This window comes from Streptomyces atratus (genome assembly GCF_040655115.1).
Taxonomy (GTDB): domain Bacteria; phylum Actinomycetota; class Actinomycetes; order Streptomycetales; family Streptomycetaceae; genus Streptomyces; species Streptomyces atratus_D.
On record NZ_JBFAJH010000020.1, the window covers coordinates 67,859 to 88,025 of the forward strand.

The 20,167-nt window shown below is 69.3% G+C and carries 22 protein-coding genes, 2 tRNA genes and 1 pseudogene; 20 read left to right on the forward strand and 5 right to left on the reverse strand.

The window, feature by feature from the left end:
• Positions 1–48: 48 nt before the first annotated feature.
• The 4 genes from AB0I23_RS22145 (at position 49) to AB0I23_RS22160 (ending at position 3,932) form a co-directional block, all read left to right on the forward strand.
• Positions 49–1,119, forward strand: coding sequence for a glucose-1-phosphate thymidylyltransferase (locus AB0I23_RS22145; RefSeq protein ID WP_359111565.1), 1,071 nt, complete (start codon positions 49–51; stop codon positions 1,117–1,119).
• Entirely contained in the window at positions 1,116–2,102 is a 987-nt protein-coding gene (gene rfbB / locus AB0I23_RS22150) for a dTDP-glucose 4,6-dehydratase (RefSeq protein WP_359111567.1), read from the forward strand. The genes AB0I23_RS22145 and rfbB overlap by 4 nt, the downstream gene beginning before the upstream one ends.
• On the forward strand, positions 2,099–2,983 hold the full coding sequence (gene rfbD / locus AB0I23_RS22155; protein WP_359111568.1) for a dTDP-4-dehydrorhamnose reductase: 885 nt from the start codon (positions 2,099–2,101) through the stop codon (positions 2,981–2,983). Before rfbB ends, rfbD begins: the two co-directional genes overlap by 4 nt.
• Positions 2,984–3,137: 154 nt before the next feature.
• A complete protein-coding gene (locus tag AB0I23_RS22160; protein ID WP_359111569.1) occupies positions 3,138–3,932 on the forward strand; it encodes a class I SAM-dependent methyltransferase in 795 nt (264 codons plus the stop codon).
• Positions 3,933–4,015: 83 nt separating this feature from the next.
• On the opposite strand, the gene rfbC is transcribed toward AB0I23_RS22160, so the two are convergent.
• Positions 4,016–4,615: a dTDP-4-dehydrorhamnose 3,5-epimerase gene (gene rfbC, locus AB0I23_RS22165; protein ID WP_359111571.1), complete on the reverse strand. Its 600-nt coding sequence runs from the start codon at positions 4,613–4,615 to the stop codon at positions 4,016–4,018.
• 52 nt (positions 4,616–4,667) lie between these two features.
• Positions 4,668–6,707: a glycosyltransferase family 2 protein gene (locus AB0I23_RS22170; protein WP_359111573.1), complete on the reverse strand. Its 2,040-nt coding sequence runs from the start codon at positions 6,705–6,707 to the stop codon at positions 4,668–4,670.
• A gap of 391 nt (positions 6,708–7,098) precedes the next feature.
• On the opposite strand from AB0I23_RS22170, the gene proB reads away from it, so the two are divergent.
• From proB to AB0I23_RS22195, 5 genes are all read left to right on the forward strand, one after another.
• A complete protein-coding gene (gene proB, locus AB0I23_RS22175) occupies positions 7,099–8,205 on the forward strand; it encodes a glutamate 5-kinase (protein ID WP_359111574.1) in 1,107 nt (368 codons plus the stop codon).
• A gap of 142 nt (positions 8,206–8,347) precedes the next feature.
• Positions 8,348–8,860, forward strand: coding sequence for a hypothetical protein (locus tag AB0I23_RS22180; RefSeq protein WP_359111575.1), 513 nt, complete (start codon positions 8,348–8,350; stop codon positions 8,858–8,860).
• A gap of 79 nt (positions 8,861–8,939) precedes the next feature.
• A complete protein-coding gene (locus AB0I23_RS22185) occupies positions 8,940–10,223 on the forward strand; it encodes a glutamate-5-semialdehyde dehydrogenase (protein ID WP_359111577.1) in 1,284 nt (427 codons plus the stop codon).
• 65 nt (positions 10,224–10,288) lie between these two features.
• The gene (locus AB0I23_RS22190) at positions 10,289–10,891 is read left to right on the forward strand and encodes a hypothetical protein (RefSeq protein ID WP_359111578.1); all 603 of its coding nucleotides are present in this window, start codon (positions 10,289–10,291) and stop codon (positions 10,889–10,891) included.
• A gap of 227 nt (positions 10,892–11,118) precedes the next feature.
• On the forward strand, positions 11,119–12,255 hold the full coding sequence (locus AB0I23_RS22195; protein ID WP_359111580.1) for a hypothetical protein: 1,137 nt from the start codon (positions 11,119–11,121) through the stop codon (positions 12,253–12,255).
• On the opposite strand, the gene AB0I23_RS22200 is transcribed toward AB0I23_RS22195, so the two are convergent.
• On the reverse strand, positions 12,173–13,306 hold the full coding sequence (locus AB0I23_RS22200) for a M48 family metallopeptidase (RefSeq protein ID WP_359111582.1): 1,134 nt from the start codon (positions 13,304–13,306) through the stop codon (positions 12,173–12,175). The two genes, AB0I23_RS22195 and AB0I23_RS22200, sit on opposite strands and share 83 nt — an antisense overlap.
• A gap of 110 nt (positions 13,307–13,416) precedes the next feature.
• Here AB0I23_RS22200 and AB0I23_RS22205 point away from each other — a divergent pair, with 110 nt between their 5' ends.
• From AB0I23_RS22205 to AB0I23_RS22235, 7 genes are all read left to right on the forward strand, one after another.
• Positions 13,417–13,569: a hypothetical protein gene (locus AB0I23_RS22205; RefSeq protein WP_037697692.1), complete on the forward strand. Its 153-nt coding sequence runs from the start codon at positions 13,417–13,419 to the stop codon at positions 13,567–13,569.
• 85 nt (positions 13,570–13,654) lie between these two features.
• Positions 13,655–13,819, forward strand: a complete 165-nt coding sequence (locus AB0I23_RS22210; RefSeq protein WP_037697690.1) for a hypothetical protein — start codon at positions 13,655–13,657, stop codon at positions 13,817–13,819.
• A 38-nt stretch (positions 13,820–13,857) separates the two neighbouring features.
• Complete coding sequence (nadD, locus tag AB0I23_RS22215; RefSeq protein ID WP_359111584.1) at positions 13,858–14,475, forward strand: nicotinate-nucleotide adenylyltransferase; 618 nt, start codon at positions 13,858–13,860, stop codon at positions 14,473–14,475.
• A 19-nt stretch (positions 14,476–14,494) separates the two neighbouring features.
• Entirely contained in the window at positions 14,495–16,192 is a 1,698-nt protein-coding gene (locus AB0I23_RS22220) for an LCP family protein (protein WP_359111585.1), read from the forward strand.
• Positions 16,193–16,306: 114 nt separating this feature from the next.
• Positions 16,307–16,738, forward strand: coding sequence for a ribosome silencing factor (rsfS, locus tag AB0I23_RS22225; RefSeq protein ID WP_359111587.1), 432 nt, complete (start codon positions 16,307–16,309; stop codon positions 16,736–16,738).
• Positions 16,735–17,388, forward strand: a complete 654-nt coding sequence (locus AB0I23_RS22230) for a histidine phosphatase family protein (protein ID WP_359111627.1) — start codon at positions 16,735–16,737, stop codon at positions 17,386–17,388. The genes rsfS and AB0I23_RS22230 overlap by 4 nt, the downstream gene beginning before the upstream one ends.
• A 139-nt stretch (positions 17,389–17,527) precedes the next feature.
• Positions 17,528–17,600, forward strand: a tRNA-Ala gene (locus tag AB0I23_RS22235).
• A gap of 92 nt (positions 17,601–17,692) precedes the next feature.
• Here the strand turns inward: AB0I23_RS22235 and AB0I23_RS22240 are convergent.
• A complete protein-coding gene (locus AB0I23_RS22240) occupies positions 17,693–18,043 on the reverse strand; it encodes an MmyB family transcriptional regulator (RefSeq protein WP_436846977.1) in 351 nt (116 codons plus the stop codon).
• 242 nt (positions 18,044–18,285) lie between these two features.
• On the opposite strand from AB0I23_RS22240, the gene AB0I23_RS41745 reads away from it, so the two are divergent.
• From AB0I23_RS41745 to AB0I23_RS22260, 4 genes are all read left to right on the forward strand, one after another.
• Entirely contained in the window at positions 18,286–18,477 is a 192-nt protein-coding gene (locus tag AB0I23_RS41745) for a hypothetical protein (RefSeq protein WP_436846978.1), read from the forward strand.
• A 15-nt stretch (positions 18,478–18,492) separates the two neighbouring features.
• Entirely contained in the window at positions 18,493–18,858 is a 366-nt protein-coding gene (locus AB0I23_RS22250) for a hypothetical protein (RefSeq protein ID WP_436846979.1), read from the forward strand.
• 202 nt (positions 18,859–19,060) lie between these two features.
• Entirely contained in the window at positions 19,061–19,294 is a 234-nt protein-coding gene (locus AB0I23_RS22255) for a hypothetical protein (RefSeq protein ID WP_359111589.1), read from the forward strand.
• Positions 19,295–19,419: 125 nt separating this feature from the next.
• Positions 19,420–19,492 (forward strand) — tRNA-Ala (locus AB0I23_RS22260).
• Between the two features lie 80 nt (positions 19,493–19,572).
• Here AB0I23_RS22260 and AB0I23_RS22265 read toward each other — a convergent pair.
• A pseudogene (locus tag AB0I23_RS22265) lies at positions 19,573–20,125 on the reverse strand (NADH-ubiquinone oxidoreductase-F iron-sulfur binding region domain-containing protein); the annotation flags it as partial.
• Between the last annotated feature and the right edge of the window lie 42 nt (positions 20,126–20,167).

Sequence of the window (20,167 nt, forward strand, 5' to 3'; positions counted from 1 at the left end):
GGTCGCACCGTGCGACAGGACCGACATCTCACCATGAGGACTGGTCACGTGAAGGCTCTCGTACTGTCCGGAGGGGCGGGCACCCGCCTCCGTCCCATCACGCACACCTCGGCCAAACAACTGGTCCCCGTGGCGAACAAGCCGGTGCTGTTCTACGGCCTGGAAGCGATCGCGGAGGCCGGCATCACCGACGTCGGCATCATCGTGGGCGACACGGCCGAGGAGATCCGCGAGGCGGTCGGCGACGGTTCCCGGTTCGGCCTCGATGTCACCTACATCCCACAGGCCGAGCCGCTCGGGCTCGCGCACGCGGTGCTGATCGCCCGTGACTTCCTGGGCGACGACGACTTCGTGATGTACCTCGGTGACAACTTCATCGTCGGCGGGATCGCCGGCCTGGTCGAGGAGTTCCGCGCGGACCGGCCCGAGGCCCAGATCCTGCTGACCAGGGTTCCCAATCCCACCGCGTTCGGTGTCGCCGAACTCGACGGCGACGGCCGGGTGGTGGCCCTGGAGGAGAAGCCGAAGAGGCCCAAGAGCGATCTTGCGCTGGTCGGCGTCTATCTCTTCACACCCGCCGTCCACGAGGCGGTGCGCTCGATCCAGCCTTCCTGGCGTGGCGAGTTGGAGATCACGCACGCCATCCAGTGGCTGATCGACCAGCGGCGCGACGTCCGCTCCGCCACCATCCGCGGCTACTGGAAGGACACCGGCAATGTCACCGACATGCTGGAGGTCAACCGGACCGTGCTGGAGACGGTCGAGCCGTCCGTCGAGGGCGCCGACGTCGACGACGACAGCGAGATCATCGGCCGGGTCCGGATCGAGGCGGGCGCCAAGGTCACCGGCAGCCGGATCGTCGGTCCCGTGATCATCGGCGCCGGATCGGTGATCAGCGGCGCGTACGTCGGCCCGTTCACCTCGATCGCGCAGAACTGCCGGATCGAGGACAGCGAGATCGAGTACTCCATCGTTCTGCAGGGAGCCTCCATCGCCGGTGTCCGCCGCGTCGAGGCGTCGCTCATCGGCCATGACGTCGAAGTGACCCCCGCGCCCCGGTCCCCGTCCGCCCACCGACTCGTGCTCGGCGACCACAGCAAGGTGCAGATCTCTTCATGACGACCACCATCCTGGTGACCGGTGGGGCCGGCTTCATCGGTTCGCACTACGTCCGTACGGTGCTCGGCCCGCAGGGGCCCGGCGATGTCGCCGTCACCGTGCTCGACAAGCTCACCTACGCGGGCAACCCGGCCAATCTCGACGAGATCCGCGACCACCCCGGCTTCGCCTTCGTGCAGGGCGACATCTGCGACCCGGAGCTGGTCTCCGAGCTGATGGCCGAGCACGACGAGGTGGTGCACTTCGCCGCCGAGTCGCATGTGGACCGGTCCATCGACGGCGGTGCCGAGTTCGTCCGTACGAATGTGGTGGGCACCCACACCCTGATCCATGCCGCACACCTGGCGGGCATCAGGACCTTCGTGCACATCTCCACCGACGAGGTCTACGGTTCGATCGACGAGGGCTCCTGGCCCGAGACCGACCCGCTGGCGCCCAACTCGCCGTACTCCGCGGCCAAGGCGTCCAGCGACCTGATCGCCCTCTCGTACCACCGCACCCACGGCCTCGATGTGCGGGTGACCCGTTGCTCCAACAACTACGGGCACCACCATTTCCCTGAGAAGGTCATCCCGCTGTTCGTCACGAACCTGCTGGACGGCAAGACGGTCCCGCTGTACGGAGACGGCGCCAACGTCCGCGACTGGCTGCACATCGACGACCATGTGCAGGGCATCGAGCTGGTCCGTACGAAGGGCCGGGCCGGCGAGGTCTACAACATCGGCGGCGGCACGGAGCTCTCCAACAAGGAACTCACCGGCATACTGCTGGACGCCTGCGGCGCCGACTGGGACACCAGCGTCACCTACGTCGAGGACCGCAAGGGCCACGACCGCCGCTACTCCGTCGACTGCACGAAGATCCGCGAGGAGCTCGGCTACGAGCCCCGCAAGGACTTCCGTACCGGACTCGCGGAGACCGTGCGGTGGTATCGCGACAACCGTGCCTGGTGGGAGCCGCTGAAGAGCCGGGCCGCCCTGTGAGCGCCGCCTGGCTGGTGACCGGAGCCGCCGGGATGCTCGGTCAGGACGTCCTGGCCCGGCTCGACGGCGAGGGCATCACCGCGGTCGCGGCCGACCGCGCCGCCATGGACATCACCGACCCTGCTGCGGTGCGGGCGGGCTTCGAGCGGCACCGCCCCGCCGTTGTCGTGAACTGCGCCGCCTGGACCGCCGTCGACGACGCCGAGTCCCAGGAGGACGCGGCGCTGCGGGTCAACGGCACGGGCCCGGAGGTCCTTGCCGCCGCCTGCCGCGAGTTCGACACGTTCCTCCTCCAGGTCTCCACCGACTACGTCTTCGCCGGGAACGCCGAGAAGCCGTACCCGGAGGGCGCCGTGACCGGCCCGCGCAGCGCCTACGGCCGGACCAAACTGGCGGGGGAGCACGCGGTCCTGGAGAACCTTCCTGACACCGGTTACGTCGTCCGGACCGCCTGGCTGTACGGCGCGGGCGGCCCCAATTTCGTCCGTACGATGATCAAACTGGAGGGCGTCAAGGACACCCTCGACGTGGTCGACGACCAGCGCGGACAGCCCACCTGGACCGCCGACCTGGCCGGTTTGCTCGTCCGGCTCGGACGGGCAGCCCTGGCAGGGACCGCCCCCGCGGGCGTCTACCACGGCACCAGCGGCGGCGAGACGACTTGGTTCGGCTTCACCCGGGAGATCTTCCGGCTGCTGGGCGCCGACCCGGCGCGTGTCCGCCCCACCACCAGTGACGCCTTCGTCCGGCCGGCGCCCCGGCCCGCGTTCAGCGTGCTCGGGCACGACCGCTGGGCGGCAGCCGGAATGGAACCGGTCCGCGACTGGCGGGAGGCACTGGCGGAGGCATTTCCGGCGCTGCTCCGCGCGGAACGCCCTTGATCATCCAATGATCGTATCGACATCTGGTCTCCTGCATTCCACCTGTGGGAGACCACAGGTGTTAACACTGGAAGAACGCTTACGCCGCCATACATTCATAGGGTAAATTCGCCGGGAATCGGACCAGTTGATTTCTGTCGAAGGGCCGCTCCACGTGAACCGCCATGAGTTCCTGCGTCACATGCACCGCATCTACCGGCCCCGGAACTATCTGGAGATCGGGGTCAACGACGGCAGAAGCCTGGCCCTTTCGCGGGTGCCCTCCGTCGCCGTCGACCCGGCCTTCCGCGTGGTGACGGACATCAGCTGCGACGTCCACCTGGTCAAGGCGACGAGCGACGACTTCTTCGCCCGCAAGGACCCGCTGCTCCACCTCCGCAACGGCCGCAACCCGTTCCGCGCACTCGCCCGCCGGGACCCGCTCAATGTGCTCGGTGGGGACCCGAAACTGGAACTCTCATTCATCGACGGCATGCACCTCTTCGAGTACGCGCTGCGTGACTTCATGAACGTCGAACGGCACTCCCGCTGGTCGAGCGTGATCGTTCTTGACGACATGCTGCCGCGCAATGTCGACGAGGCGGCCCGGGACCGGCACACCAAATTCTGGACCGGCGATGTCTACAAGGTGGTGCAGGTGCTGCGCCGCTACCGCCCCGACCTGGTGGTCGTCGAGATCGATACGGCGCCGACGGGAGTGGTCGCCGTATTCGGTGCCGATCCGGAGAGCGACATTCTGAAGAGCGCGTACGACAAGATCATCGAGGAATACGTCGTGCCCGATCCGCAGGACGTGCCCGAAGAGGTGCTGGTGCGCAAGACCGCGGTCCAGCCCGAGACGCTGCTCGGCGCAGACTTCTGGCCCGCGCTGATCCGGGCCCGCAACCTGCGCCGCCCCCGTTCGGCGTTCACGTCGCTGCGCGGGCGTATCGGGGCACTCACGGACTGACGGGCTCCCCCGAGCCTGCGCGGACGGAGAAGCCCCCGTGATCCTTCCCGGACCACGGGGGCTTCTGCTGCGCTGCCGCCGGTTCAGCCCCGGGCGCGCAGCCGTGCGTAGTACGCCCGACACGCCTCGTGCGAAGGGAGCAGGCCCTGCTTCTCCGCCTCGGCCAGCGAGGGGGCGGCGGCGTCCTTCTCCGAGAGCAGCGGGGTGATGCCCTCGGGCCACTCGATCGACAGCTCCGGGTCGAGCGGGTCGATGCCGTGCTCACGACCCGGCGCGTACCCCTCGGAACACAGATAGACGACCGTCGCGTCGTCCGACAGCGCCATGAACGAGTGGCCGAGCCCCTCGGCGAGGTAGACCGCGTGATGGTCGATGTCGTCGAGGCGTACGGCCTCCCACTGCTTGTACGTGGGGGAGCCGACCCGGATGTCCACGATGACGTCGAGCACCTCGCCGCGCACGCACTTCACGTATTTCGCCTGGCTCGGCGGCACATCGGCGAAGTGGATACCGCGCAGCGTGCCGCGGCGGGAGACCGAGAAGTTGGCCTGGGCGAGCTGCAGACCGTGGCCGGCGGCCTCGATGAGCTCGGAGGCCTTGAACCACTCGTGGAAGCTGCCGCGACTGTCCGGGAAGACCTTGGGCTCATGCACCCAAGCACCTTCGAGAGAGAGCTGCCGCATCCGATCACGTCCTTGTTCCATGCTGGGTGAGGGGGCGGTCCGGGATCCCGGATCAGCCGGTGAATCGGGCGGCCAGGCGACGAGCCCGCTTGCGGCCGCCGGGCGGGAGCCTGCGGACGAGCGGGCCGCCGACCGCGCGCAGCGCCCGCCGCAGCGCCGCCTTCCGGCGCTTCGTACCGACCTCCGTCATGATCGCGGCCTCGACCTCGGGCAGGGCCGGGTCGAGGTGGATCCGGCCGCGGCCGCCGACGGTGACGTCGCAGAGAGGGAGCGCGGGACCGCCCTCGCCGTCGAGCCGGACGGAGAGCTTCCAGTTGCCCGCCGCGACGCCCCGTGCGCGTCCGGGCACCGTCAGGTGGGCGCGGCCCTCGGTGGGGTGCAGCAAGGTCCGTACCGTGTGGACGGCGCCGGTTGTCCCGTCGGCCGGGCTCAGGACCAGCTGGGCACCGGAGACCGCGGTGGCGGCGGTGGTGAAGAGGTCCAGCCGCAGCTCCGGACGGCTGCCCGACGTCCGCATCACCGGGCGGCCCGCGAGATGGGCGGCCAGCTTCTTGCTGCGTCGGGCGACATCGAGCGTGAGGTTGCCGTGCGGATCGGTGAAGTACGGGATGACAGCGCGCGCCGGGGACCCGAGAGAGGCGGGCAGACAGGCGGCGTCCACCTCCTCGGCGCGGTCGGCGCCGAGCCGGGCCTTGCGGACCAGACCCAGTCCGCGCAGCGGTACCCACACGTCCCAGAAGCCGCGCGACACCCGTCCGCGGCCCTTGACCGCCTCGGCGGACAGATGGCCGCTGCCGCGCAGGACGACTTCGCAGACGTCGTCGCCGAGGTCTTCCATCTCCGTGGTGAACGTCGCGGGGCAGGGCCACTCGACGGCCGTCTCGCGGTTGCGGAGCGAGAGTTCGGCGGAGTAGCCGTCGAGGTCGTCGGTGATGTCCAGCAGCCCGCCGTCGGCCTGGAGCCCGTCGGCGAGCTCGGGGTGCAGGTAGTAGCGGCCCTCGCGGCGCAGCAGCCGCACCGGGGCCCGGTCCTCGCCGTGGACCAGCCGGGCGCTGACGGTGATCGCGATCCTGCCGTCCGGCTGCCAGGCGAACGTCTCCAGCCTTGCCGCCGCCGTGACGGAGGAAGCGAATCGCGCGATGCGGAGGAGACCTTGCCGGTCGTTCTCCCGCAGCAGTGTGGACCGCGCCCGCAGGACCGGACCGAGCCCGTCGTGCACCCCGTCGCCCATGAAGTCCGTGCCCAGCGGCCGGATGGCGTCGCACATCTCGTCGTAGAACTCCGGCTGGTAGCGCAGCACCGACGGTTCGCTGAGCCGGCTGAGCATCTCGACGCGGTAGAAGCGGCGCAGCAGCCGGTCCCGGAATTCTCCCGGTTCCGTATGGGCCACGACGACGTCGAGGACCTCGCGGAGATTCCCGTAGTAGCCGGACGGCACGATCCTCGTCGATCCGGCGTTCTTGCCGTCGTCCCGCTTCGAGTAGTAGTAGCAGGTGTACGTGCCGAGGATGGAGACGACCTCGGCCGGGAAGTACGCCTGCATCATGTAGAGCTGGTCCTCCAGGCGGCGCTTTCCCTCGGGGTAGGCGATGCCGTTCTCACGGAGGAATTCTGTACGAAACATTTTGTGCGGCGTGAGGCTGTCGTACAGCGGGGCATCGCGCAGGGTGCACTTCTCGCGGTTCGTCCTGAACACGCCGTGCGGGACGCCGCGGAAGTTGCTGGCCACCTTGCCGATGACAATGTCCGAGCCGTTGCGCCTGCCCATGTCGTACAACCGTTCCAGGGCGCCGGAGGCAAGATGGTCGTCCTGGTCCAGGAACTGGACGTATTCACCCTTTGCCTCGGCCACCCCGATGTTGCGGGGCTTTCCCGGCCAGCCGGAATTCGGGATGGTGATCACCCGGAAATGCCGATGCTCCGCGGCCAGCTGCTTGAGGCGGTCAGGGGTGTCGTCCGTTGACCCGTCGTTGACGAAGAGGACTTCGAACTCCTGTGCCGAAAGCGTCTGCCGCAGGAGCGATTCGATGCAGGGTTCGATGAACCTGCCCGGGTTGTATACCGGAATGACGACACTTACTTTGATTGGCATCGCTACTGTCCCATGGCTGATAGAGGGCCTCTGAGCCGGCGGCGGGTGCGGGTCCGCGCTGCGGAGGACGGCGATACTGCACCGCCTGCTGTGCACCCTATCGACTGTTAGATGGATGACGCGTCCGAATGGTTGCCGAGGGCGGTGGCCCACGATTGGGCTGCCGAAAGGTACCGCAAGAATGTGCGAATCATTGGATGTGGCCGCTTCCGTCGAGGTGTCCTCAGGGCAGCCGGCCTCGGCTCAATGACCGAAAGAGGGAGAGCGGGGTCCGAATATCGGGAACGCCCGTTCGGTCCGGCGTCCCACACCGCTCGCGTACCCTGACGGCCAGGAGGCGCAGCCGACGGCGAGGACGGGAACAGTGCAGGTGGCAGGGGCAAGGCAGAGCGTGACCGAGGCGCGCAGAATCGTGGTCAAGGTCGGGTCCTCGTCCCTCACCACCGCGGCAGGGGGCCTCGACGCCGACCGGGTCGACGCACTCGTCGATGTGCTCGCCAAGGTCAGGAGCGGCGGGGAGAAGGAGATCGTCCTCGTCTCCTCCGGCGCCATCGCGGCCGGACTCGCCCCGCTCGGCCTGGTGCGCCGGCCCAAGGACCTGGCCAGGCAGCAGGCCGCGGCCAGCATCGGCCAGGGGCTGCTCGTCGCCCGCTACACCGCCTCCTTCGCACGGTACGGCGTACGTGTCGGCCAGGTGCTGCTCACCAGCAACGACACCAGCCGCCGCGCCCACTACCGCAACGCCTACCGCACCCTGGACCAGCTCCTGGACATGGGCGCGCTCCCGGTCGTCAACGAGAACGACACCGTCGCCACCGACGAGATCCGGTTCGGCGACAACGACCGGCTCGCCGCGCTCGTCGCCCACCTCGTCCGCGCCGACCTCCTGGTCCTCCTGTCCGACGTCGACGGTCTCTACGACGGCGACCCGAGCACCCCCGGTACCACACGCATCGCCGAAGTGACCGGCCCGGCCGACCTGGAGGGCGTCACCATCGGCAGCGCCGGGAAGGCGGGCGTCGGCACCGGCGGCATGGTCACCAAGGTCGAAGCCGCCCGGATCGCCACGGCCGCCGGGGTGCCGGTCGTGCTGACCTCCACCAGCCGCGCCGCCGACGCCCTCGCGGGCCGCGACACGGGTACGTACTTCCACCGCACCGGACGCCGCTCGGCGGACCGGCTGCTCTGGCTGGCCCACGCCTCCACCCCGCAGGGATCGCTGACCCTGGACGACGGGGCCGTACGGGCTGTCGTCGAGCGCCACAGCTCGCTCCTGCCGGCCGGGATCGCCGCGGTCGAGGGCGAGTTCAGCGCGGGGGACCCGGTGGAACTGCGCGACCTTCGCGGCCGTCCCGTGGCCCGCGGGCTCGTCAACTTCGACGCCAAGGAGATCCCGCAGCTGCTCGGTCGCTCCACCCGTGACCTGGCACGCGAGCTCGGGCCGGCGTACGAGCGCGAGGTCGTACACAGGGACGATCTGGTCCTCCTGCACCCCTGACCGCCCCCTGAATCGGCTGAAAGTCCGGACTTCCGGCGGAGACCTTCATGAAAACCGCCCCACATCCCCCCCGGGACTGGTCAACTTTGTAACGGGGACACAGCGGGGTACAGCACAGCAACGCATTCACAGGAGGCCGCCGGTGAGACGAGCGCGCCCGGGGACGCCGCCCCGAGGAACGGGTGGTCGCACCCTGACCAGTGTCGGAGCAGGTGTCGGCTTCGACGGGAACAGGCCCGCGGACAGGACCGTCGACGGGGCCACCGACAGAACCACCGGCCCCGAGCCGATGGCGGTGGAGGAGGAACACACCCAGTCGAAGCTGTGGCACATCACGCTCAGCGTCTCGGGCACCGAGACTCCGCTGAAAGAGGTCAGGCGCGGTCTGGAGCAGCTCGCGCACGACCACCCCTTCCTGCTGACCAGCCGATACGCCAACGACCACGCGGAGATCCGCTACTGGGAAGAGGCCCGCGATCTGCACGACGCGGCGGCGGTCGCGCTGCGACTGTGGGGCGAGCACCGCTCCAGCGCCAAACTGCCGCCCTGGGAGATTGTCGGCCTGGAGGTCATCGACCGGGAGACGTACCACCAGCGGATCGCCGAAGGATACGGGCCGCCGCCGGCTGCACCGGTCGGCGTCCACCCGTACTGAACCGGCCCGCCCTGGGACGGTTGTCTCGCATCACGGGATACGTGAGGGATGCCCGCAGTGTGCGCACTACTCTGCGGGCATGACCACGCTTTCGCCGTACGACAACATGTCCCCGGTCGCCCAGGCCGCCTACCGGGCACGCTCTGCCGCCGCCGACATCGCGCCACTGCCGCGCGCGGCCAAGGACGACGCGCTGCTGGCGATCGCGGACGCGCTGGAAGTGCGGACGAGCGAGATCGTCGAGGCCAACGCGGAGGACGTCGCCCGCGCCCGCGAGGCCGGCACCAGTGAGTCGATCGTCGACCGGCTCACCCTCACCCCCGAGCGGATCCGGGCCGTCGCCGCCGATGTGCGGCACGTGGCGGCTCTGCCCGACCCGGTCGGCGAAGTGGTGCGCGGCTCGACCCTGCCCAACGGCATCGACCTGCGCCAGGTCCGAGTGCCGCTCGGCGTCGTCGGGATCATCTACGAGGCCCGGCCCAATGTGACCGTGGACGCCGCGGCACTCTGCCTGAAGTCCGGCAACGCCGTCCTGCTGCGCGGCTCGTCGTCCGCGTACGCCTCCAACACCGCACTCGTCAGGGTGCTGCGCGACGCGGTCGGAGGCTCCGGGCTGCCGGCCGACGCGGTGCAGCTGGTGCCGGGCGAGAGCCGCGAATCGGTACGTGAACTGATGCGGGCCCGCGGTCTCGTCGACGTACTGATCCCGCGTGGCGGCGCCTCGCTGATCCGTACGGTCGTGGAGGAGTCGACGGTGCCGGTCATCGAGACCGGAACCGGCAACTGCCACGTGTACGTGGACGCGCAGACCGACCTCGACATGGCTGTCGACATCCTGATCAATTCCAAGGCCCAGCGTCCGAGCGTGTGCAACTCCGCCGAGACGCTGCTGGTCCACAAGGACATCGCCGCGGAGTTCCTGCCCCGGGCCCTGGACGCGCTGGCCGACGCCGGGGTGACGGTGCACGGTGACGAGCGGGTGCTGGAGTACGCCGACGGGTCCAAGGCCACCGTCGTGGCGGCGACGCCCGAGGACTGGGAGACGGAGTACCTCTCGTACGACATCGCGGCAGCCGTCGTCGAATCGCTGGACGCGGCGGTGGCGCACATCCGGCTCTGGTCCTCGGGCCACACCGAGGCGATCGTGACCACCTCGCAGGCGGCCGCCCGCCGGTTCACCCAATTGGTGGACTCCACGACGGTCGCCGTAAATGCGTCCACCCGGTTCACCGACGGCGGGCAGTTCGGGTTCGGCGCGGAAATCGGGATCTCCACGCAGAAGCTGCATGCCAGGGGTCCGATGGGGCTGCCGGAGCTGACCTCGACGAAGTACATCGTGACCGGTGACGGTCACGTTCGGTGATCACCGGCCCCGGCTATTTTGCGCTCTCCCTGCCCAAATCGACCCGCCGGGGCTACGCTGAAGCCGTGCCGGACGACGTGGGGGGCAGGCCGTTCCCGGACGGCTGGGAGCCCGACGACGACCGCGGGGGCGCGGACGAGGACTTCGCCTCCGTGGTGTTCGACGAGGACTTCGTCCGGGCCGCCGAATTCCATGAACCCACCGCGGTGGAGCGACTGTTGGCCGCTGCCGAGGCGCGTGCCGAGGCCGAGGCGGCCCGCGCCCGCGCGGGCGGGGGCCCCGGCGACGACGAGTTCTTCGACGACGGGTACGGCCCGGGCGGCGGCTACGGCCGCGGAAGCCCCTACGGCGACCCGATGGACCCCGACGGGCTGGGCGACGACTACGACAACGGCCCTTACGGGCGCCACGGCGGCGCCCTGCGTCCCTACCGGGGTGCCGCACGCTGGCACCGGCCGGTGGCCTGGCTGCTCGCGCTGCTGATGGGCATCGGCATGGTCGCGCTGGCCTTCAGCGCGGTCTACCGGGGCGCCTCCGCCAACCGGCAGGACCAGGTACCGCCGCCCGCCTCGACCGGCGTGGACAGCGCACCGGGTGTCGATGCCACCCCGTCCGCCCCTTCCGGCTATCCCCGGCCTGCGGTCTCCGCGGTGCCGCGCACGCCCTGAAGCGAAGTCGCCCCGGCGCATGAGAACCCGGCCCGAGTTCTCACCCGCCAGGGCGTTTATCTTCTTGGCAATCGACCTACTCTGAAGGTGTGACCCCTCCCCCGGAGGGGGCTTCTCACCCGTCCGCACAGGCGAACTCGTGACGGACAGGCCCTGCCCGAGGCCTATCGGCCGCGGCAGAGCGTAGCGTGTCGGCCTCGGCCGGTGACGTGGAGTCGGGAGAAGTCATGGCAGGCCGTGAAGAACCGCCGGAAGGGGCGTCCGGGAACGCAGCCGGTGGCGGTGAGGACGAGTACCGATCCGTCGTCTTCGACGAGTCGTTCGTGCGTGCTGCCCGGCTCCAGGAATTCTCCGCCCAGGAACGCATGGGCGAGCACGCCCGCGCCGTACGCAGCCTCCCCGCCCGGCACCTGCGCACCGGCTCCCGGGCCGTCCTGACCCTCGTGCTCCTGATAGCCCTGGCCTTCGCCGGTGCTGTCTACATGGGCTTCCGGCATCCGTACCAGGCGCCCGTCGGCCGACGGGCCGAGGCGCTCCGCTCGACCGTCATACCCCTGGCACCCCGCGGCGCCGTTCCCGGCGGCACCGCCGCCGGTCTCTTCGCCACCAGCCCCGCCGCAGAGTTCCCGATCGGTGCCGCAGGCATCAACTTTCCGATGGTCCGGCGGACGGACAACTTCTCGGACAGTCAAGTGATCACCGCCCTGACCACGGTCAAGGACTACCTGGTCGCGTCCTCCCTCGACCCCGACGTCCTCACCGGCGGCGCGATACGGCCGGTGGAGCTCCTGCTCGACCCGGCCCAGATGAGCCAGTTCGACCGGAGCATGAGCCGACCGGACGACGACGGGCAGCATGCCGCGACCGGCTGGCTGGTGCGGTTCGACCCGGCGAAGGTGGCACTCGCAGACCCGGGCATCCGGGTCCAGGGCACCCTGGCCTACTCGGAGGAGGGGTCCGACACCCTGGAGGTGGTGTCGGACCACACCTTCACGTACGCCCTGCGCCCGGCCGTCTCCGGCCCCCAACAGGCAGGCAGCGTCTCGCTGTTCACCGTTCGGCGCGAGCTGCACTTCCGGTTCGACCGGGAGGATCTGCGGCTGCACCGGCTGGAGCTGCGGACCAGCTACGTCCAGGCCGGACCGCAGGCCTGCCCGGCCGACACGACCGGCGCACTGCGTCCGCTGCTCGCCGGCCAGCGGGCGGTTTCCCGCGGACCGGCGGGCACCGACCCGTATGCGACGGGCCGGCCCACTGTGGCGCTCTGCGGCACGCTGCAGCTCAGCGCCCGTCCGTCCCGGGCCCCTGTGAGCTCTCCGGGTCTTCCGGCCCCGACTGCCGGGTCCCTTCGGAGCCACCCGTAGCGCCGCCCTTGCCGGCCGCGCCGCCGCCGGTGAACTTGTCGCGGAGCTTGCCGCCCAGGTCCCCGGCGCCGCCCGCTATGTCGCCGACGAGCTTCATCAGCGGATCCTTGCTGGTACGCACCGAATCGGCGTAGTGCGAGGCGGATTCCCGGAACGAGTCCGTCACCGAGGCGTCCTTGTCCTCGTCACGCCGCGGATAGTGACCGTCCATGATCCGCTGGTAGTCGCGGGACTCGGACCACTTCTTCAGCTCAGCCGCGCGCACCGTGGTGAACGGGTGGGAGCGGGGCAGCACATTGAGGATCTTGAGCACGGAATCGCGCAGGTCACCGCCCTTCTCGTACTCGTCCGCCTGGGCGAGGAAGGCGTCCACGTTCATCTCGTGCAGATGGTTGCCACCGGCGATCTTCATCAGGCCGCGCATCGACGCCTGCAGATCCTGGCCGACCAGCAGCCCCGCCCGGTCCGCGGACAGCTCCGACTTGCGGAACCACTCGCGCAGCGCCGTCACGATCGCCATGATCGCGACACTGCCGAGCGGGATCCAGGCGACCTTCAGCGCAAGATTGGTGAGGAAGAGCAGAATCGTGCGGTACACGGCGTGGCCGGAGAGGGCGTGTCCCACCTCGTGGCCGACGACCGCCCGCATCTCCTCCTCGTCGAGCAGCTCCACCAGCCCCGTCGTCACCACGATGATCGGCTCGTCGAGACCGATACACATGGCATTGGGCTTCGGGTCCTGGGTGACGTACATCGGCGGGACCTTCTCCAGGTCCAGGATGTAACAGGCGTCGCGCAGCATGTCGTTGAGATGGACGAACTGGGCGTCGCTCACCCGGACGGAGTCGGAGAGGAAGAGCAGCCGCAGACTGCGCTCGGGAAGCAGGCCGCTGAGAGCCTTGAACACGGTGTCGAACCCGCTCAGCTTGCGCAGGGCCACCAGGGCCGAGCGGTCCGCCGGGTGTTCGTACGCCCGGGACGAGATGCCGGCGAAGCGCCTGCGCTGCCTGCTCGGCACGTTCTCGTGACTCGTGTGGCTGCTGTCGGTCATGGTTGGGCCCCCTGTTCGTACGAGACGTCGCTCGCCCCCTGACAAATCCCAGCCTAGGTGCTGGGGCTACGGTGTGCGGGGGGCTGTGGATACCTGAGGAGACGCCCAACATGCCGCACACCGTTGCTCTGCTCGCCGCCGCGTCCGAGGACCAGGGCCCGGGCAACACCATCCGGATCGTGCTGCTCGCCTCGCTCATCGGTGCGGCGCTGCTCGCGTGGTTCCTGCTCCGCGGATACCGCAACGACGACAACAACGACTGAGTCGGCGTGAGCGTGCCCGGGGCACCCGCATACGATGTCCGCGACGTCTTCCCTTCCGACTTCCGATCGATAGGTCCTGCAGAAGATGAGCCTCACAAGCACCGCGCACCAGCTGGTCACTCTCGCCTCCGAGGGCGGCGAGAACGGTGGTAACCACGAAAGCCTCAACCCGTACCTGACCGGTGGCGGTGCGTTCGTCGTGCTGCTGCTCCTGCTGTGGATCACCACCCGCTTCAACCGCGACCGCTGAGGCCGAGGCGTACAGCTGTGCCAGTAGGCTCTGCACGCATGGGAGAGCAGCAGGTGCCTACCGGTGCCGCAAAACGCCGACTCGGCGTGATGGGCGGGACGTTTGACCCGATTCATCATGGACACCTGGTGGCGGCCAGCGAAGTGGCCGCCCGGTTCCACCTCGACGAGGTGATCTTCGTGCCGACCGGGCAGCCGTGGCAGAAGAGCCACAAGACGGTGTCCCCGGCCGAGGACCGCTATCTCATGACGGTCATCGCGACGGCGTCCAACCCGCAGTTCTCGGTCAGCCGCAGCGACATCGACCGCGGCGGGCCGACGTACACGATCGATACGCTGCGGGACCTGCGCGCCGTCCATGGCGACGCGGACCTCTTCTTCATCACCGGCGCCGACGCGCTCTCCCAGATCCTCACCTGGCGGGACGCCGAGGAGCTGTTCTCGCTGTCCCACTTCATCGGTGTGACGCGGCCGGGGCATGTGCTCACGGACGCCGGCCTGCCGGAGGGCGGCGTCTCCCTCGTGGAGGTCCCCGCGCTCGCGATCTCGTCCACGGACTGCCGTGAACGGGTCGCGCACGGGGATCCCGTCTGGTACCTGGTGCCGGACGGCGTGGTCCGATACATCGACAAGCGCCAGCTGTACCGCGGCGAATGAGCCACGGAGAGGGGGACCGGTGAACGACAGACAGAACCCGTACGACCCGTACTACCAGCAGCCGCACATCGTGGGCTACGACGAGTACGGGCAGCCGGTGTATCAGCAGCCCGGGCAGCAGCAGGAACAGCAGCAGCCGCAGCCGTACGACCCGTACGCGCAGCAGGGGCAGCAGGGGTACGGATACGACCCGTACGGTGGACAGCAGTCGCAGCAGTCGCAGCAGCAGCCGCAGAGTTACGACCCGTACGCCTCCCAGCAGCAGGGCTACGGCTACGACGGATACGGCTACGACACCGGCCAGCAGTCGGCCGGGGTCGACACCACGGCACAGTGGAACATCCCGCAACAGGCCCCCGCGCCGGCCCCCGCACCCGTATCGGTCCCTCAGCAGCCCGAACCGCGGCCCGGGTTCGACGCGGATCCCGAGCCGGCCGTTCCGGAGCAGCGCCGCGCGGATCCTGACCGCGGCACCGGGCAGTTCTCCTTCATCGAGGAGCCCGACGAGGACTCCGAAGACGTCATCGACTGGCTGAAGTTCACCGAGAGCCGCAGCGAGCGACGCGAGGAGGCGCGGCGACGCGGCCGCAACCGGATGGTCGCGCTCGTCGTCGCGGTGGCCCTCGTCGTCGTCGGCGGTGTCGGCTACCTCTGGTCCGCGGGCAAACTCCCGGGCCTCGGTGGCTCGGAGAAGAAGAACACCGCGACGACGGGTCCGCAGAAGCGCGACGTCATCGTGATCCATCTGCACAACACCAAGAAGGGCGGCACCTCCACGGCGCTGCTCGTCGACAACGTCACCACCAAGCAGGGGACCACGGTTCTGCTCCCCAACTCGCTCGCCGTCTCCGACGACGAGGGCAACACGACCACTCTCGGCAAGTCCGTCGACGACGACGGTTCGACCGGCACCCGCGAGTCCATCGACACGCTGCTCGGCACCAAGATCTCCGGTACGTGGCGGCTGGACACCCCGTACCTGGAGAACCTCGTCGACCTGGTCGGCGACATCGAGGTCGACACCGACACCGATGTACCCGACACCAAGAAGGGTGCGTCCCCCCTCGTGAAGAAGGGCGAGGCGCAGACCCTGAGCGGGCAGATGGCCGTCGCGTACGCCACCTACCAGGGCTCCGGTGAGGCCGAGGCGAAGCAGCTCATGCGGTTCGGGCAGGTCGTGCGCGGCGTGCTGCGGAAGATCTCGGACGATCCGAAGGCCGCCACCGTCACTGTGCAGACGCTGGCGCAGATCCTCGACCCGTCGCTGCTGGAGAAGGACCTCGGCGCGTCCCTGGCGAAGCTCGCCGAACACGCCAAGATCGGCGACTACAAGACGGCGCTGCTGCCGGTGCAGGCCGACGGAACCCTGACCGACGCGGCCACCGAGAGCGTCGTCAAGGACATTCTCGGCGGCACGGTGAAGACACCGGACCGGGACGCGGCCGTGCGGGTCGGTGTCAAGAACGGCACCGGGAACACGGGCGGTACGGAGTCCGCCCGGGTCGAGCTGGTCAACGGTGGCTACGCCTTCGTCGGCGGTGGGAACACCGGCACCGAGGTGTCGTCCGAGGTCCTCTACCGCGATGCGGCCGACAAGGAGAAGGCGACCCAGGTCGCCCAGACCCTGGGTCTGCCGGTGAGCGCCGTGAAGCGGGGCAAGCCTGCCGCGAACGCGGATGTGTCCGTCGTTCTCGGCCAGGACTACAAGATCAAATAGTCGAGCGCCACCTCCTGGACGATCTCCAGGAGCGATCGCGGAAGATCGCTGCGTGGGCTGTCGGCGGTCCGTGAGACCCTAGAGGTTGATCTGACCGCCGACGAAAGCCTGCTTGTGACCGCCACGGACCGCTCCATCGAGCTCATCAACGCCGCCGCTCAGGCGGCCGCCGACCGGCTCGCGCACGACATCATTGCGTACGACGTCAGCGACGTGCTGTCGATCACGGACGCCTTCCTGCTGGCCTCGGCCCCCAACGACCGCCAGGTCAAGTCGATCGTCGACGAGATCGAGGAGCGGCTTCAGAAGGAGCTCGGGGTCAAGCCGGTGCGCCGCGAGGGCGACCGCGACGCCCGCTGGATCCTCCTCGACTACGTCGACATCGTGATCCACGTCCAGCACAGCGAGGAGCGCGTCTTCTACGCGCTGGAGCGCCTGTGGAAGGACTGCCCCGAGATCGCGCTGCCCGAGGACGCCGTCAAGACCCGGGGGAGGGCCGAGGAGCACGCCCAGCTCACCGGCGGCATGGAAGGTGACCAGAGCTGAACGGCAGCAGCAGCGGCAGGGGCCGCAGGATCGTCCTCTGGCGGCACGGCCAGACGGCGTGGAACCTGGAGCGGCGATTCCAGGGCTCCACGGACATCGAGCTCACCGAGAACGGCGTCGGGCAGGCCCACCGGGCCGCCCGGCTGCTCGCCTCGCTGAAGCCGGACGCCATCGTCGCCTCCGATCTGCGGCGGGCGGCGGCCACGGGCGCCGAGCTCGCCGCGATCACCGGGCTCGACGTCACCCATGAAGCGGGACTGCGCGAGACCTACGCGGGTGCCTGGCAGGGCCTCACCCACGAAGAGATCGTCGAGCGGTACGGCGAGCAGTACGCCGCGTGGAAGCGGGGTGAGCCCGTGCGGCGTGGCGGAGGCGAACTGGAGACCGAGGTCGCCGACCGAGCCGCCCCTGTCGTGCTCGATCACGCCGACAAGCTGCCCGACGGCGGCACGCTCGTCGTGGTCAGCCACGGCGGCACCATCCGCACCACCATCGGGCGGCTGCTCGGCCTGGAAGCGCGCCATTGGGAAGGGCTGGGCGGCCTCTCCAACTGCTGCTGGTCGGTGCTGGGCGAGGGCGCGCGGGGCTGGCGCCTGCTGGAGCACAACGCGGGCACCCTGCCCGAACTTGTGCTCGGTGACGACACCTAGCCCGCACCTAGCCCTGCCCCACGGCGGTGCCCGGAGGGCCACTCCGGACGGCGGCGGCCGGATTTCACTTTCTGGCTGGTCACAGGCTAAAGTTCTTCTTGTTCGCAGCGCGGAAACGCAGGGAAACACAGCGAGCAGCGGGGCTATAGCTCAGTTGGTAGAGCGCCTGCATGGCATGCAGGAGGTCAGGAGTTCAATTCTCCTTAGCTCCACAATCAGGATCCCGTTCCCGGCAGGGGGCGGGATCTTTGCGTTCCCCCAGGTGTTCCTGGATCCGGCTGTGTTCCTGCACGCGTGCGGCCACTCACCCTTGGCGGCGGTGGCGCAGCGCCGCGACCTGCTCCGCGCGCTCCTCGTCGGCGGGTTTGTACGCCACGATCCGGCACTCCGGAGGCCCGTTGATGGACAGTGACACCGACGTCATCCGTATCTCGCGCTCGGCTGCCCGGTGACGGAACGTCTTCACCCGCGGACCCGGCGGGGCGACATCCCCGCTCCGCCAGAGCTCGGCGAGGTACGGGCTGGCCGCGGAGAGTCGCTCCACCAATGACTCCCAGGCCGGCTCGCCGGTATGGCGCCCGTAGGCCCCGCGCAGCGTCGCCACCGTGAACAGCCCCCGCAGCACGTTCCGTACCCCCACCGAGACAACGGCCACCAGGACGAACCCGCCCGGAACCAGGACCCTTTGGAGCTCCGCGGGCCACCGGGCCGGACCCAGGACCAGGCCGGCCAGTCCAACTCCTGCCCGAGGACCGCGCCCACCCCTGGATCAGCCGGAAGGCGATCCGCTGTCCGCTGTCCGCGGCCGGTCCGCAGGCGAGCGAGGCGGTGGTGAAGACCGTGAGTCCGGCCAGATGGGCACGGCCGTGGCCGAGCAGACCCCCGAGCCTGACGCCGGTGATCAGCAGAACGGAGTACGTCATGGTGCAGCCGACTACGACGAGCTGCAATCCGGCACCGGAGGCGCCGAGTTCGGTATGGATCGTCGGGACGGCAACATTGACGATGAAGGTGTCGAGCAGGGCCATGAACTGGGCGGCCAGGACCAGGGCGAACAGCCGAGGCAACTCCACGTTCCGTACCCAGTAAAGGGTCGGGCTGGTGATGCGCGATGGCGGGGACGGCGGATTCATGCTGTATGCGGCTTTGGTCGTCATGGGGGCGGGCATGTCGCTGGGATTCAGTCCTCTCCTCACCCGCGCACCTCTCCTCACCCGTGCACTGGCCAACGTACGGCCCGAGGACGCCGCCGACGCGCTTGGTGTGCTGGTGACCGTCACCCAGCTGGGTCAGCCCATCGGTGTCGCGACGTTCGGCACGCTGTACCTCAACCGCCTTGATACGCCAGGGGCGTACGGGTCCGGCCATGCGCTGTGGGTGTGCGCCCTCGTGCTGTCGGCGGCCGCGATCGTGGGCGTGTCGGTCGGTCTCGTAGGGCGTCGGCAGCGGGGCGATTCTCAGCAGGGCTGACCCCCTTGCGGGGTCATGGCAGAATCGGACCGCCGGAGGGGGCGACGGACCGAACGGGAGGGAGCGCGCGATGCCTGCGAGCCGCCACGAGGTCGCGGACCTGCCCCTTGTTCCCGGAGTTCCTGACGTTCCCGGAGTCCCCGAAGAGAACGGCGGAACCTCCCGCATGTGCACGGCCCGCGGCCACGGCCGGAGCTGACCCATGGGTGCACACAGGCGGAAGTGCGACTGGTGCGACAGCGGGACGCCCATTGTCCGGGACATGGATCCGATCAATGCCGAGTACCAGTACTGGTGCGAGGAGTGTGCGCGGGCGCTGATCATAAAAGGCGACCCGATCGAGACGTACCGGGAGCTGGAGGGGGAGCCGATCTACGGACGGCTGTTGGAGGAGCACTGCACCCTGAAGCGCTTCTACTCCTTTGCGACCGCCTGAACATCCGGTTGCACAATCTTCCCGAATGGCGCAAATCGGTTCCCGTGGGAATCGATTTGGTGGTGGGCCGGGGTGACCGTGTAATGTTCTCGATGTCGCCAGGGAGACCGGGCGGAGCACAGTACGGGGCTATAGCTCAGTTGGTAGAGCGCCTGCATGGCATGCAGGAGGTCAGGAGTTCAATTCTCCTTAGCTCCACAGGGAAGTAACGGGAAGCGGGTCATCCGAATCGGATGGCCCGCTTCCTGTCTGTGCAGGTCAATTACGGCCGGCAGGTCCAGGACATGGGCGGCCGGATCGTCCGTGAACGCGGACAGGTTCGAGGCCGGGAAGCGGGCCGAGCCGTCCGGATGCTTGCAGGGACCTCGGCCCTTGGCCGCCTGGGTCACCTCGCGCAGTGCCTCCAGGGCCGCGGGACCGCCCCCGTTCAGTACGTCGGAGAGTCCGCCCGCAGCGGCCGGCGGACCCAGCTTGCAAGGACCGCACTGGCCCGCTCTCTCGGCGGGAGCCGGAGAGGGTGAGCAGCATCGCGCCGGGCTCGTCGGGCAGGCCGGTGTGCCCGTAGCGGCGGGCACCGATCCGGGCTGCGACGGCGAGCTGGGCGTACGTCTCCGCGTTCGACAGCAGCGTCGGGGCGCCGGCGACTCCCGACTCCGACTCCGAATGGTTCGGCAAAGCGGTCCCGTTGCCGTATGCCAAGTCGCTCCATACCGGCCAGTACGGGGTTCGAGCGGCTGTCCCGATAGGGGGCGTTACGCGGAGTAGCCCACGCTTCCCGGACGTTCCGCCGTGGCCCGGTGCGTGCTCCGGCGCCGCCTCGCGGGTGCTCCGGCAGTCCGCCGTCGTCCACGGAGCGGAATCGCCCGGCTGCGC